Source organism: Sphingomonas faeni (assembly GCF_040407495.1).
Lineage (GTDB): Bacteria > Pseudomonadota > Alphaproteobacteria > Sphingomonadales > Sphingomonadaceae > Sphingomonas > Sphingomonas faeni_D.
Window position 1 is genome coordinate 643,561 of sequence record NZ_JAPZPP010000003.1, and the last position, 13,220, is coordinate 656,780.

General features: G+C 67.7%; 12 protein-coding genes and 1 tRNA gene. 3 read left to right on the forward strand and 10 right to left on the reverse strand.

The genetic code is table 11. The annotated features are described in order from the left end of the window. From O6W96_RS12940 to O6W96_RS12980, 9 genes are all read right to left on the reverse strand, one after another. Nucleotides 1-399 (reverse strand): MAPEG family protein, encoded by a 399-nt coding sequence (locus O6W96_RS12940; protein ID WP_353469926.1) that lies wholly within the window; start codon nt 397-399, stop codon nt 1-3. Nucleotides 400-436: 37 nt separating this feature from the next. Beyond that, nucleotides 437-658 (reverse strand): hypothetical protein, encoded by a 222-nt coding sequence (locus tag O6W96_RS12945; RefSeq protein ID WP_353469927.1) that lies wholly within the window; start codon nt 656-658, stop codon nt 437-439. Nucleotides 659-743: 85 nt separating this feature from the next. Further along, nucleotides 744-2,117: an MATE family efflux transporter gene (locus O6W96_RS12950; RefSeq protein WP_353469928.1), complete on the reverse strand. Its 1,374-nt coding sequence runs from the start codon at nt 2,115-2,117 to the stop codon at nt 744-746. Nucleotides 2,118-2,467: 350 nt separating this feature from the next. After that, nucleotides 2,468-3,586, reverse strand: coding sequence for an extracellular catalytic domain type 1 short-chain-length polyhydroxyalkanoate depolymerase (locus tag O6W96_RS12955; protein ID WP_353469929.1), 1,119 nt, complete (start codon nt 3,584-3,586; stop codon nt 2,468-2,470). A gap of 92 nt (nt 3,587-3,678) precedes the next feature. Beyond that, entirely contained in the window at nt 3,679-4,938 is a 1,260-nt protein-coding gene (locus O6W96_RS12960) for an adenosylmethionine--8-amino-7-oxononanoate transaminase (RefSeq protein WP_353469930.1), read from the reverse strand. After that, a complete protein-coding gene (gene bioD, locus O6W96_RS12965; RefSeq protein WP_353469931.1) occupies nt 4,935-5,552 on the reverse strand; it encodes a dethiobiotin synthase in 618 nt (205 codons plus the stop codon). Before bioD ends, O6W96_RS12960 begins: the two co-directional genes overlap by 4 nt. Then, nucleotides 5,549-6,670: an 8-amino-7-oxononanoate synthase gene (locus tag O6W96_RS12970; protein ID WP_353469932.1), complete on the reverse strand. Its 1,122-nt coding sequence runs from the start codon at nt 6,668-6,670 to the stop codon at nt 5,549-5,551. Before O6W96_RS12970 ends, bioD begins: the two co-directional genes overlap by 4 nt. Nucleotides 6,671-6,713: 43 nt before the next feature. After that, nucleotides 6,714-7,370: a 2-dehydro-3-deoxy-6-phosphogalactonate aldolase gene (locus O6W96_RS12975; RefSeq protein WP_353469933.1), complete on the reverse strand. Its 657-nt coding sequence runs from the start codon at nt 7,368-7,370 to the stop codon at nt 6,714-6,716. Continuing rightward, a complete protein-coding gene (locus O6W96_RS12980) occupies nt 7,367-8,230 on the reverse strand; it encodes a 2-dehydro-3-deoxygalactonokinase (protein ID WP_353469934.1) in 864 nt (287 codons plus the stop codon). The genes O6W96_RS12975 and O6W96_RS12980 overlap by 4 nt, the downstream gene beginning before the upstream one ends. Before the next feature lie 247 nt (nt 8,231-8,477). Here O6W96_RS12980 and O6W96_RS12985 point away from each other — a divergent pair, with 247 nt between their 5' ends. Further along, a complete protein-coding gene (locus O6W96_RS12985) occupies nt 8,478-11,642 on the forward strand; it encodes a helicase-related protein (protein ID WP_353469935.1) in 3,165 nt (1,054 codons plus the stop codon). A gap of 3 nt (nt 11,643-11,645) precedes the next feature. On the opposite strand, the gene O6W96_RS12990 is transcribed toward O6W96_RS12985, so the two are convergent. Next, complete coding sequence (locus O6W96_RS12990) at nt 11,646-12,491, reverse strand: N-formylglutamate amidohydrolase (RefSeq protein WP_435372216.1); 846 nt, start codon at nt 12,489-12,491, stop codon at nt 11,646-11,648. Nucleotides 12,492-12,648: 157 nt separating this feature from the next. Here O6W96_RS12990 and cpdR point away from each other — a divergent pair, with 157 nt between their 5' ends. Together cpdR and O6W96_RS13000 are read left to right on the forward strand one after the other, a co-directional pair. Beyond that, nucleotides 12,649-13,026: a cell cycle two-component system response regulator CpdR gene (cpdR, locus tag O6W96_RS12995; RefSeq protein ID WP_353469937.1), complete on the forward strand. Its 378-nt coding sequence runs from the start codon at nt 12,649-12,651 to the stop codon at nt 13,024-13,026. Between the two features lie 44 nt (nt 13,027-13,070). Beyond that, nucleotides 13,071-13,145: transfer RNA gene (locus tag O6W96_RS13000), tRNA-Val, on the forward strand. Nucleotides 13,146-13,220: the final 75 nt, after the last annotated feature.

The window sequence follows — 13,220 nt, forward strand, 5'->3', positions numbered from 1 at the left end:
TCAGAGGAAGCGGATCAGCATCAGTAGCAGGCCGAGGATCGACGCTAGCCAGCACAGGCTGCGGACATACTTGATCCCGAACAGGTAGAGCGGGATGTAGGCGATCCGCGCGCCGAACCAGAGCCCCGCTCCGATCGTACCGATACCGCCGGTGCGGTCGGTGACCGCCAACCCCAGCGCGAGCGCGACGAAGACCGGGTAGGTTTCCTGGAAATTCTTCAGCGCGCGTTCGGCGCGGCCGGCCATTTCGCCGAGCGGCTTCTGTGCGCCGTCGCGGGGGCCCGCGTTCCAGCCGAGCCCGCGATCGCGTGTCGCGGTTTGTCCCTGGATCATGATGTAGGCGAACAGCAGGACTGTCGACCAGCCGAGCAGCAGCAATTCGGTGGGTAGGTGCGTCATGATCGATCTCCGCTAGGGCAGCGGGTCTCGAACGCTGCTAGCGTGCTTGTGTTGCAACCTTGATCTGCTGATCGGCATGCATTTGGCGCGCGTCGTGCGCGCGGTGGAAGGCACGGTCGGCATCGTCGATCGCGCCGAGCAGTGCGCCGAAACATGGGGCATCGTCGATTGGATAGACGCGCGAAAGATCGTGCCCCAGCGCAAACACGTCGCGTTGCGTGAGAAGTCCGATGGCGACGATACGGTCTGGGTCGGACATGTTAGGCTCCCGTGGTGCAATATAGGTTAACGCGCTCCAAGCGTTAACGGTACCGGCCTATCGGGAAAACACGCCCAGCGGAGCGTCAACCAAGGCCGAGCCGCTCGCGCGCCTGCCACCGGGCCATCATCAGCACCGAAACCACGGCCAGTCCGGTCGCGAGCCCGGTCCAGATGCCGACCCCGCCCCAGCCGCGCCCGAACGCCAGCCACGCGCCGACGCCGATACCGATGCCCCAATAGCCGATCGCAGCGAACAGCATCGGCACCTTGGTATCGCCCAGCCCGCGCAACATGCCTGCGCCGATCACCTGCGCGCCGTCGACCACCTGGAATACGGCGGCGACCGCGAGCAGCGAAATCGCCAGCGTGACGACCGGCGCATTGGCGGGCGCGTCGACGTCTAGGATGATGCCGATCAACATTTGTGGCGCGAGGATGAGCAGCGCGGCGGTAATGACCATAAAGCCCTCCCCGATCGCGAACGCGGCCCAGCCGGCGCGGCCGATGCCTGCGCGGTCGCCGCGGCCTGAGGCGAGGCCGACGCGGACGGTGGCGGCTTGGGCGATGCCGAGCGGGACCATGAAGGTGACGCTGGCAATCTGGATCGCGATCGCATGCGCGGCAAGCGGCACGGTGCCGAGCAGCCCCATCAGGAACACCGCGGCGATGAACACGGTGGACTCGAACCCGAGCGTGATCGCGATCGGCAGGCCCAGCGTCCAGACTGCGCGATAGCGCGGCCAATCGCTGCGCCAGAACCGGCCCAGCAGGTGGTAGCGGCGGAACGGCCTGGCATAGACGATGACGGCGGCCATCGCGATGAAGCTCAGGCCGTTGGCGATGCTGCTCGCAATGCCCGAGCCGAGCAGGCCGAGCGCGGGGAGGCCGGCGTGGCCGAAGATCAGCAGCCAGTTGAGCCCGGCGTTGACGACCAGCAGCCCGACCATCACCACCAGCGACCAGGCGGGTTTCTCCAGCGCAGCGACGAATGCGCGGAGCACGAGGAAGCAGAGGCTCGGGAGCATTCCCCACATTACCGCGCGGACGAAGCGGGCCGCCTCGTGCGCGAGCAGCGGGTCCTGGTCGAGCAGGTGGACTAGGATCGACTCGGCGTTCCACAGGATGATCCACGAGGGCAGGCAGAGCGTTGCGGCGACCCAGATCGTCTGGCGCACGGTCCGGCGGATATCGCGCACCGCATGCGGCCGCGCACCCCGCTCGCGCGCGATCATCGGGACGGCGGCGGTGGTAAGGCCCATCCCGAAGATCAGGAAGACGAGGTAGAGGTTGAGGCCAAGCGTCGCTGCCGCGAGCGTGTCGGAGCCGAGCCGCCCGAGCATCGCGACGTCGGTCGCGCCGACGAGTGCCTGGGCGAGATTGGTCGCGACTAGCGGCCAGGCGAGTTTCAGCGTGGCGGCGAACTCGGTGCGCCAGGGGCGGGGCGGGGTGGACGTCATGCTCTGGCTTTAGCCGGGAACGGCGGCTTGTCGATTACTCGCGTCGATCCTCGTGCTGGTAGGGAAGGCGACGCATGGGAGGACATGCAACGGACGTCGTCCATTCCTCCCCCTCCGTCAGGCTTATGCCTGCCACCCCCCCCTGGCGGGGGAGGATCGATAGGGCGCGATGCGGTTTGAAAGGTGCTGGGGCAATCGCGTGACCCTTCCCAACAACTCCGTCATCCTGACGAAAGTCAGGATCCAGGGTAACGGATGGTGTCCTGTTTGGCTCTGGGTCCTGACTTTCGTCAGGATGACGGTTGGGGTTTGGTCGGCGCGTCAACATAAGCGCTAGCCAATAGTGGCTTTTACCGCATCAGCCCGGCGGCGCGGAGGGCGTTCTCGATCGTGGCTTGGATACCGGCGGGGGCTTCGGCGCGAGGCTTCGGCGCAGGTTTCGGCGGCACGGGGATAGCGATCTTGGCGACGCGTTCGACCGGAGCCGGCCTGACCGCAGTCTCCGCCTTCGCCGCCGCTAGCAGGCCCCAGGACTTTGCGATTACTGCCGTGCTCGAAAGCCCGACGTCGAGCATGAACGGTCCCGCGGCGCCCAAGCGCTCGCCGCGCGACGGGTCGATCGGCGTGCCGTGGCCCATGCCCGGGACGGTCCAGTCCTCGACCACGTCGCGCCCTTGCGCGTCGGACCAGATGCGGTGGACGGCGGTGCCTGCCCGCTCCGTGCGCACGGCCTTCGCATCGACGCCGTGGATACCGCGCCATTGCCGCGCGATCGTGTCCGCGTTCGCTACGCTCACCGTCGCGTCCGCGCCGCCGTGCCAGATCGCGAGCGTCGGCCAGCGTCCGTCATGCCCGCGCGCGCCGCTGCGGACTATCTCGACCAGCACGCTATCGCTGGTGTCGCCGTGCCCGCGCATCCGGTCTAGCGCCTGCGACACGCCGGTCGCGGTGCCGTAGGCGAGGCCGCCGATCACGGCGCCGCCCGCGAACAGGTCCGGTCGCGTGGCCAGCATCGCCATCGTCATCGCGCCACCGGCCGACAGGCCGGTGACGTACACGCGGCTCTGGTCGAGGCCGTGGCGCGCGATCATCGTCTCGGTCATCTGCGCGATCGATTCGGCCTCGCCGCCGGCTTGTGCGGTGTCCTCCGATGTGAACCAGTTGAAGCAGAGGTTAGGGTTGTTCGCGCGCGTCTGCTCGGGGAATACCAGCGCAAAACCCGCGCGATCGGCGAGCTTCGACCAGCCCGACCCGTGATCGTAGCCCGCCGCAGTCTGCGTGCAGCCGTGCAGGACGACGACCAGTGGCGCGTTCGCTGGCAGGTTGGCGGGAACGTAGCTGAAGCCGAGCAGCGCACCAGGATTGGTCCCGAACTCGGTCAGCGGCGTCAGGCGGCTGAGCGCGGTGTCGCGCGGGGTCGGTGCTCCGGCGCGCGCCATGCGGGCGAGGGTATCGGCGATGTTTCTCACGTGACTCGAGCCTTTCGTCGCCAGCGTACTCAGCCGCGATCTTATCTCAACGTCGCACGTACATCATTTGTTGCTGCAATGCAGCAATAGCGTCAGGAGTGTTGCCCGATCGTGTCGCATGCTTCGGCGATCGCCGCGTAGACCCGGTCGAGATCGGGATCGTCGATGCAATAGGGCGGCATGACGTAGACGGTGTTGCCGAGCGGCCGGAGCAGCAGGTCGCGTTCGCCGAAGAACGCGAGCAGGCGTGGGCCGATCTGCGAGAGATAACCGTCCTCGCCGCGGAGTTCGACCGCGGTAATCGTGCCGATCTGGCGCGCGTTGGCGATGCGGGGGTGGCGGGCCAGGGCTTCCAGCCGCGAGGCCTGGCGGGCGGCGAGGTCGGCGATCCGCTCGCGCACGGGCTCGTCGCGCCAGATCGCGAGGTTCGCATTGGCGGCGGCGCAGGCGATCGGGTTGGCGGTGTAGCTCGACGAGTGGAAGAACATCCGCGCGCGGTCGGTGCCGTAATGCGCCTGGTAGATCGCCTCGGTCGTCATCGTCACCGCGAGCGGCACCGCGCCGCCGGTCAGCCCCTTCGACAGGCAGAGGATGTCGGGCACCACGCCGGCCTGTTCGCAGGCGAGCAAGGTGCCGGTGCGGCCCCAGCCGGTCATCACTTCGTCGGCGATGAACAGCACGTCGTGCGCTGCGCAGATCCGCCGCATCTCGGCGAGGATGTGCGCGGGATAGATGTGCATCCCGCCCGCGCCGAGCAGCAGCGGTTCGACGATGAACGCGGCGGGGTGCGCCGCGCAGGCCTTCTCCAGCGCGTCGAGCGTCGCCTGTTCGTGGCCGGCGGCGGGGAAGGGGATCGTGCCGACGTCGAACAGCAACGGCGCGTAGGCGCGGTTGTAGACTCCGCGTGCGCCGACCGACATCGCGCCGATCGTATCGCCGTGATAGCCGTGTTCGAGCACGAGGATGCGGTGGCGATCCTCGCCGCGATCGAGCCAATAGCCGAGCGCCATCTTCAGCGCGCACTCGACGCTGGTCGACCCCGAGTCGGAGAAAAAAACTCGCGTAAGCTCGGGCGGCATGATCGCAGTCAGCCCACGCGCGAGGTCTTCGGCAGGCTGGTGCGTCCAGCCGGCGAAGATGATCTGGTCGAGCTTGCCCGCCTGTTCGGCGATGGCGGCCATGATCTTCGGGTTGGCGTGGCCATGCGTCGTCACCCACCAGGACGAGATCGCATCGACGATCCGCCGTCCGTCCGACGTGTAGAGCGCGGCGCCCTCGGCATGCGTGACGAGCGGGATCGGCTCGCGCAGGCCGTGCTGCGTGAACGGGTGCCAGACGGGGGAACCGGTCACTGGAACGCCTTCAGGTCGAAGTTTGCGGCGAACGCCTCGGCCAAGGTGGCCGCGTTCAGCGGATCGAGGCGAGGCAGGCGGCCGAGCCGGCGGACTTTGCCGAGCGCGGCGATCGTCGCTTCGCTATCCTCGACCGCGTCGCCGACGAAGGCGATGCCGAGAATCGGGACGCCGCGGCTGCGCAGTGCCTCGATCGAGAGCAGGCTGTGGTTGATCGTGCCGAGTCCGGTGCGCGCGACTAGCACGACCGGCTTGCCCCAGCGCGCGAACAGGTCTGCGAAGATCAGGTCGCGTGTCACGGGGACCATCACGCCGCCCGCGCCCTCGACGATCAGGGGGCCATCGACTTCGGGTAGCGCAAGCCGGTCCGGATCGATCGTCACGCGGTCGATCTCCGCCGCGAGATGTGGCGAGCACGGGGTCGTCAGCAGGTATGCTTCGGGCAAAACATGGTCCGCCGGCACGCCTAAAGTCACCACCGATGCTGCGTCGCTGCCATCGGCAAGCCCCGCCTGCACCGGTTTCCAGTAGCGCGCACCAAGCGCCGCGGTGAGCCCGGCGGCGAACACGGTCTTGCCGATATCGGTGTCCGTACCGGTGACGACGATCGTCATTGCAACGCTTCTCCCATGACCGTTCCCAACGCCTCGATGTCTGCAACGGTCGCGTTGAGCGTCAACGATATCCGCAGACGCGATCCGCCCGCAGGTACGGTCGGCGGACGGATGCCGCGCACATCGAACCCTGCCGCCTGGATCGCGCCGGCGACGCGCATCGTGCGCGCGGCATCGCCGAGAACCAGCGGCAGGATCTGAGACCCCGTCGCCGCGATGCCGTATCGCGCAAGTACGCGCTCGGCGGTCGCAATCAGATCCCAGAGGCTCTCCCGTCGCCCCGGTTCGTCCGCGACGATCCGCAACGCCTCGCCGACTGCCAACGCCATCAGCGGCGACGGCGCGGTCGAGAAGATGAAGCCGCGCCCGCGATTGACGATGAAGTCGCGCATCACCGCGGGGCCGCAGAGTAGCGCACCCTCGCAGCCGAGCGCCTTGCCGCAGGTTCGCAAGCTTATGACGTTCTCACGGCCATCGAGTCCCTCGGCCAGCCCGCGGCCATCGGTGCCGAACACGCCGGTCGCATGCGCTTCGTCGATCAGCAGGATTGCGTCGTGGCGGTCGGCGATTTCGGCGAGCGCTGCGAGCGGGGCTTGGTCGCCATCCATGCTGTAGAGGCTTTCGACCGCGAGCCACACGCGGCCCATACCGCCAGCCTTTCGCCAGTTGGCGATCGCGTCCTCGAACGCGCCCGCGTCGTTATGCGCGGCGCTCACGCAGTCTGCCCGCGTAAGACGCATGCCTTCGTGCGCGCTCGCATGAATCAGCGCGTCGTGGACGATCAGGTCGCCGCGCTGTGGCAGCGTCGCGAACAGCACCGTGTTGGCGACATAGCCGCTCGCGAAGAACAGCGCCGCCTCGGTCCCGAAGAACCGCGCGGCGCCCGCCTCCAGCACCTCATGCTCGAGTGCATTGCCACGCAGCAGCCGCGAGCCGCCCGATCCGACCGACACGCCGCGCCGCAACGCATCGACCACCGCGCCACGCAACCGGTCCGATCCGGCAAGCCCGAGATAGTCGTTCGAGGCGAAGTCGATCCCCTTGCGCGGCAGGAGCGATCGATACCGGTCGGCGGCGGCCAGCGCTGCGAGGTCTCGTTCCTGGTCGGCGAACATCATCGCGCCGCCCTAACCCCAACGCGGCCCGAAGACGATCCCCGCGTTACCCGGCCTGCAACGCTTCGACGAACCCGCGGGCCCTTGCGCCGACATCCGCTGCGGTCATTCCTGGCGCATATAGCGCGGAACCCAGGCCGAATCCTGCCGCACCCGCCTTGCGCCAGTCCGTCATGATCTCCGGTACGATGCCGCCGACCGGCAGGACGCGGGTATCCTTGGGGAGGACGGCCCGCATCGCCTTCAGCACCGCCGGACTGGCGGCCTCGGCCGGGAACAGCTTCAGCGCCGCCGCGCCTGCTTCGAGGGCCGCGAACGCCTCGGTCGGCGTCGCGATGCCGGGGAGCGCGACATAGCCGCGCTCGGTCGCCGCGGCGATCACCCGCACGTTCGCGTTGGGCGCGATGATCAGCGTGCCGCCCGCCGCGCCGACTGCCTCGACGTCCTCGACGCGCAACACCGTGCCCGCCCCGACGACCGCGCGGCCCTTCAGCGTACGCGCGAGCCGGGCGATGCTGTCGAGCGGATCGGGTGAGTTCATCGGCACTTCGAGGATCGTGAAACCCGCCTCGACCAGGGCCTCGCCGATTGCCTCGACTTGCTCCGGCTTTACACCGCGCAGGATCGCGATCAGCGGGCATGTCGCGAAGGCCTCGTCGAACGCCTGGCGATGAGTCACGGGCGACGTCGTGATGGAAGTCATGCTGCAAGATCCTGGATGCGGGTGATGCCGGCGACGAACGCGGCCTGACTGTCGATATGGTGAGACCGGCCGCCGAGCGCATCGATCGCGCCGGCATAGAGTGCGCCGAGTGCCGGGTCGGCGAGGATGTGCACCGTGGCGCCCGGCTCGATCCGTGCGGCGGTATCCGCGCCGATCAGCAGTCCGCTTGCGAACGAGGCCGCGTGCGCATCGTCGGCAATTCCCAGCACGCCACGCGCACGGATCGCGAACAGGCTGGCAGCGAGATCGCGGCGTGCACCCTCCATGACGCCGTCGAGGAACGCGGTTCCCAATTCGACCGGGTGGCCGAGCTGCCGGGAGAGCACACCGTGCGCGCGGAGCAGCGCGAAGAGTTCACCGGTCATCGCGGTGGTGAAGCGGGTGATCGCGCCCTTCTCCACGGTTGCCCATTTGCAGTGCGTACCGGGCTGGCAGAGCAGCGCGTCCGCCGGCACCAGCCCGGCTGCTACCGCGCCGAGCAACTGCACCTCCTCCCCGCGCATCACGTCGGCATGCAGCCCGTCGCGGTACGATAACCCCGGCACGATCGCAGTGCGGTCGTCGATCCGGTCGAGCGCGGCTGCGATGTCCGACAGGCCCGCAGGCGCGTCGACATAGGGTACGCTACGCCAGCCGATGTTCGATCCGACCATGCCGGCTAGCAGCATCGGTACATCGCCGAACCGCTTGCGGATGCCCGCCACCTCGACCTCGTACTCACCGGCCGCGACGCTCGCGGCACCACGGTCGTCCCGCTCGGTCGCAACGACTATGCCGTCCTCGATCCGGAACACACGCCGATTGGTCGTTCCCCAATCGACTGCAATAAATCCGCCCATTGCGCTATCCTCGGGCTCTTTGCCGGTATCACGGTAGGATCGGTCGCATGCGCGGCATGGTCCCGAACCACCGGGCTATTATGACAATTGCGGTGCGCTTGCCATGCATCATCGCGATCCTGACGGCGCGCGGATCGCGATCGTGTCGTTCACCCCCGCAATCCGACGAACGTCATGATTCAGGATAGCATTGCCGGAACGCGTATCCCCAGGCTCACGTTGAGTGGCTAAAGAAGGATGCGTATCGGTGCTTCAGGTCAGTCAGCAGGTCGTCGGCGAGCAGATCACACCCCTTGCCGCGGGGATCTTAGCGGTCACGGTCGTCGACGGGCTGAGAAAGGGCGACGTGATCTGCGTTGCCGCCGATGATCAGCGGGCGACGGACATCGCGGCGATCGCCGCAGCCTTCGCGCCCGACGCGCTCGTGGTGCATCTGCCGTCCAGCGACGCCCTGCCGGGGGACGATGCGCCCGCATCGCCTGCCAATGTCGGCCGCCGCGTGGCTGCACTGCGCCAACTGCGTGCGGCCACCGAAGCCAAGACGCATCCGATTTTGCTGGTGACGACGGCAGAGGCGACTGCAGTACGCTATCCCGCCCCGGTATTGTTCGATTCGGCACCGCCCCGGCTCGCAGTGGGGGATACGATCGACGTCGATGCGTTTGCGGAAATCGCGGCGGGGATCGGCTATATCGTCGATGACCGCGTCGACGAGCCTGGCGAAATCGCGGTTCGCGGCGGTGTCATCGATGTCTTCCCGGCGGATCGGCAGCAGCCCGTACGGATCGAGTTCGCCGAGGGCCGCATAACGGGTCTTCGCGATTTCGATCCGGTGTCGCAGCTCAGCGAAGGCGACATCGCGCGTGTCGAGATCGGTCGCGCAACCGAACCGGCGATCAAGGACGGCGTGTCCATTCTGGCGCATCTGCCTGACGCTGGCATTGCGTTCGATGACGGTGCGGAGGGCCGCCGGACGCGGTTCCTCGCGATCGCCGCCGACGGTCTGCCGCGCCGCAAGGCTGCCGCCGATCTGGTCGACGACAAGGCGTGGAAGGCTGCAACGGCACAGCGCGCCATGCTGGAAATCGGGCGTAGCGACGTGCAGCCACCGCGGTTCGTCGAACGGCGCGATCCGGCGCGTGCGTTCGCGCGGTTCGCAAAGGACAGTCTGGCCGATGGGCGGCTGTTGATCGTCGGCTCGCCGCGCGACCTGCGGTTCCTGCAACCCAGGCTCGAACGTGCGGCAAAGATTGCCTTCGAGCAGATCGACTGCTGGTCCGAAGCGCACGCGGCAAAGCCGGGCACCGCGATGATGCTGATCGCGCCGATCGACCGTGGTTTCGTCATCGACGGTGTCACCGTCGTCGCCGGCGCGGACCTGCTCGGCGGGCGCGCGCGCGCCGACGAGATGTCGGGCAGCGGTGCGGGAGCGTTGGCCGCGCTGGCGAGCGAACTGCGATGCGGCGACGTGATCGTCCATGAAGCGTTCGGTATCGGCGTCGTGCGTGGGTTGGAGATGCTGCCGGGCACGGATGGCGACGCGATCGTCCTGGAATATGCCAAGGGAGGACGGCGTCTGGTACCCGTCGCCGAAGCCGACCGGATCTGGCGCTATGGCGCCGAGGTGGATGCCGTGACGCTCGACGCGCTGGACGGATCGTCATGGCAAAAACGTCGCGGTGCGATCGATGCCGCAATTGCCGAGAGCGCACGCGATCTTGCCGAGATCGCTGCCGAGCGCGGCGCGCGGACGACCGATCCGATCGTGCCGGACCGGGCAGACTATGAGCGTTTCGCTGCCGGCTTCGCCTTTACCGAAACTCCTGACCAGGCTCGGGCGATCACGACGACGCTGGCCGACCTGGCGAGCGGCAAACCGATGGATCGACTGGTGATCGGCGATGTCGGCTACGGCAAGACCGAGGTCGCGTTGCGGGCTGCCGCCGCGGTGGCGCTGGCAGGACGCCAGGTCGCGATCGCCGCGCCGACCACGGTCCTCGTCCGCCAGCATATCGAAACGTTCGTACGCCGGTTCGAAGGCAGCGGCATCAACGTCGCGGGGCTGTCGCGTTTGTCGAGCACGGCCGACAAGGCACGAGTGAAGGCCGGGCTTGCGGATGGATCGATCCAGGTCGTGATCGGCACCGGGGCGATCGCCGGCAAGGGCGTCGCCTACCGGGATCTGGCACTGGTGGTGATCGACGAGGAGCAGCGCTTCGGTGCGGCCGACAAGGCGAAGCTGCATACGCTCGGCGAGGGCCATGTCCTGACGCTCAGTGCGACGCCGATTCCACGGACGCTGCAGTCGGCGATGATCGGGTTGCAGGGCCTGTCGGTGATCGCGACTCCGCCCGCGCGCCGCCAGCCGATCCGGACCGCGGTAGCGCAGTTCGACGATGCCACCGTCCGTGCCGCGCTGCGCCGCGAACGCGCACGGGGCGGGCAGAGCTTCGTCGTCGTGCCGCGGATCGACGACATGGCGCCACTGGCCGCGCGGCTTGCCAAGCTCGTTCCCGAACTCGGCCTCGTTCAGGCGCATGGCAAGATGCAGGCGGCGGAGATCGACGAAGCGATGGTCTCGTTCGCGGCGGGCGATGGCGACATCTTGCTGGCGACAAACATCATCGAGGCGGGGCTCGACGTGCCGCGCGCGAACACGATGATCGTCCACCACGCCGATCGCTTCGGGCTGTCGCAGCTTCACCAGTTGCGCGGGCGGGTCGGACGCAGCGGGCGGCGGGGACAGGTGATGCTGCTCACCGACGGCGACGCGACGATCGCCGAGGCAACGTTGAAGCGCCTGCGGACCTTGCAGGCGTTCGACCGGCTCGGCGCAGGCTTCGCGATCAGTGCGCGTGATCTCGATCTGCGCGGTGCGGGCGATCTGGTCGGTGAGGCCCAGGCCGGCCACATGAAGCTGATCGGCATCGATCTGTACCAGCATCTGTTTGGCAAGGCGCTGCGCAAGGCACGGCTTGAGAAAGAAGGGGATACGCTGGTCGACGACTGGATCCCGGAACTGCATCTGGAACTCGGCGGATGCCTGCCCGAGGCGTGGATTCCGGAAACCGAAGTGCGCCTTGCGCTGTACGCCCGGCTCGCGCGACTGGACGGTGTCGCTGCGCTCGATCTGTTCGAAGCTGAACTCGACGATCGTTTTGGCGCGCTGCCGGATCAGGCGCGACGCCTTCTCCAGGTCGCGCGGATCCGCACTTTGGCGCGGGCGGCGGATATTCGGCGGATCGACGCAGGGCCTGCGGCGATCGCGCTGACGCCCCATGACCGCCGGACTGCGAAGCCCGTGGGCGATCTGGTCGAGAAGAATGGCCGCTGGATCGCTGGCGAGAGCATCGCAGATCCGATCGAACGCGCGAACCGGATCGAGGAACTGCTCGATGGGGTGGTCGAGTAGCGCCTATTCTGCGGCCTGCGCCAACGGGGGAGACAAGGCTTCGTCGGTGAGAGCCGCCAGGATGGAGCGCACAAGGTCGACGACGCGGGCAAAGCCGGCGCCCGGCGCGTGGAGCTTGCGGTCGAGATACAGCGTGCGGTCGAGTTCGAGCTGCACCGCATGGATGTTAGCGGCCGGACGGGCGTGTCGCTCGAGGATGTGGCCGCCAGCATAGGGTGTGTTGATCGCAGTCGAAAACCCCCGCGCGGTGCATTCGGTCTCGATCCGCGTCACGAACCGCGCCGCTGCGGCATGGCCGAACCGATCGCCCAGCACGATCCGCGTACCGCCAGGGCCAAGCGGCGGCATCGAATGCAGGTCGAGCAGCACCGCGACGCCGAACTGCGCCTTGGCCGCCTCCAGCGCGCTCGCGATCATCGCGTGATAAGGACGATGATCCTGCGCGATGCGGGCGGTGACGTCGGCATCGGTGAAGCGACGCGCCCACAGATCGCCCGCACCCGACACGCGCCGTGGCACCAGCCCGAGCCCGCTGCGCAGCTTGGCGGATTGCTGTGTCGGCGCCACCGACGCGGCACCCTCGTCGATCAGGGGATCGCGCTCGTTTTCCCCGCGGTTGAGGTCGATCCACGCGCGCGCGCGCGTCTGGACGACCGTCGTCTGGTTCGTCCGGGCGGCGCGCGCGACGGCGTCGACCAGGCGGTCCTCGAGCGGCAGGAGCGCCGCGAGCGGCACGCGGAGCGCCGTCTTCAACGCCAGCGGATACTCCCGGCCGGCATGGGGCACCGACAGCACCACGGGGGTCCTTGGCGGCATCGCGCCCAGACGTTCGAAGGGAGAGGGAGGCATCACGCCATGCTAGGGCCGCGCAGCCATCGGGGCAATCGGCCTCCCGCGCTACGCGGTCTTCCCGTCGTGCTTCATGGTCAACGAACTGGAAATCTTAACCGCTTCGCGCGTAAGGCAGGGGCCTGAAATGTACGAGTGAAAACGGGGCGTTAGATCGATGTTGCGAATTCTGCTGGCCGAAGACGATCAGGTGATGCGCGAGTATCTGACGCGTGCGCTCGAACGCTCGGGTTATGCAGTAACGGCGGTAGATCGCGGCACCGCGGCCATCCCGTTGCTCGAAACCGAAAAATTCGACCTGTTGCTGACCGATATCGTGATGCCCGAGATGGACGGTATCGAACTGGCGCAGAAGGCTGGCGAAATGTGCGCGGACCTGCGCGTGATGTTCATCACGGGGTTTGCAGCGGTGACGCTGAAGGCGGGCAGAGCAATGCCGCACGCCCGCGTCCTGTCCAAGCCGTTCCACCTCCGCGACCTCGTCGCCGAGGTCGATCGCCTGTTCGAGATGGATAATATGACCGGCGTGCATTGAGGGCTTGCACGCCGCGATAACCGCGGCTAGTGGAGCCCTCCGGCGGGCGTGTAGCTCAGTGGTAGAGCACTGTGTTGACATCGCAGGGGTCGCAAGTTCAATCCTTGCCACGCCCACCATTGAAAACCCCGCTAGCCTCATGGCTAGCGGGGTTTTTACGTTCTGGGGTCGCTCAGATCGCCCTGTTACCGCCG

Bases quoted from the DNA above. Each gene is read 5' to 3' on its own strand.
- O6W96_RS12980 (WP_353469934.1), bottom strand. From the start codon at position 8,230: ATGGGCGGATTTATTGCAGTCGATTGGGGAACGACCAATCGGCGTGTG.
- O6W96_RS12940 (WP_353469926.1), bottom strand. From the start codon at position 399: ATGACGCACCTACCCACCGAATTGCTGCTGCTCGGCTGGTCGACAGTC.
- O6W96_RS12990 (WP_435372216.1), bottom strand. From the start codon at position 12,491: ATGCCTCCCTCTCCCTTCGAACGTCTGGGCGCGATGCCGCCAAGGACC.
- O6W96_RS12945 (WP_353469927.1), bottom strand. From the start codon at position 658: ATGTCCGACCCAGACCGTATCGTCGCCATCGGACTTCTCACGCAACGC.
- bioD (WP_353469931.1), bottom strand. From the start codon at position 5,552: ATGACGATCGTCGTCACCGGTACGGACACCGATATCGGCAAGACCGTG.
- cpdR (WP_353469937.1), top strand. From the start codon at position 12,649: ATGTTGCGAATTCTGCTGGCCGAAGACGATCAGGTGATGCGCGAGTAT.
- O6W96_RS12950 (WP_353469928.1), bottom strand. From the start codon at position 2,117: ATGACGTCCACCCCGCCCCGCCCCTGGCGCACCGAGTTCGCCGCCACG.
- O6W96_RS12975 (WP_353469933.1), bottom strand. From the start codon at position 7,370: ATGACTTCCATCACGACGTCGCCCGTGACTCATCGCCAGGCGTTCGAC.
- O6W96_RS12970 (WP_353469932.1), bottom strand. From the start codon at position 6,670: ATGATGTTCGCCGACCAGGAACGAGACCTCGCAGCGCTGGCCGCCGCC.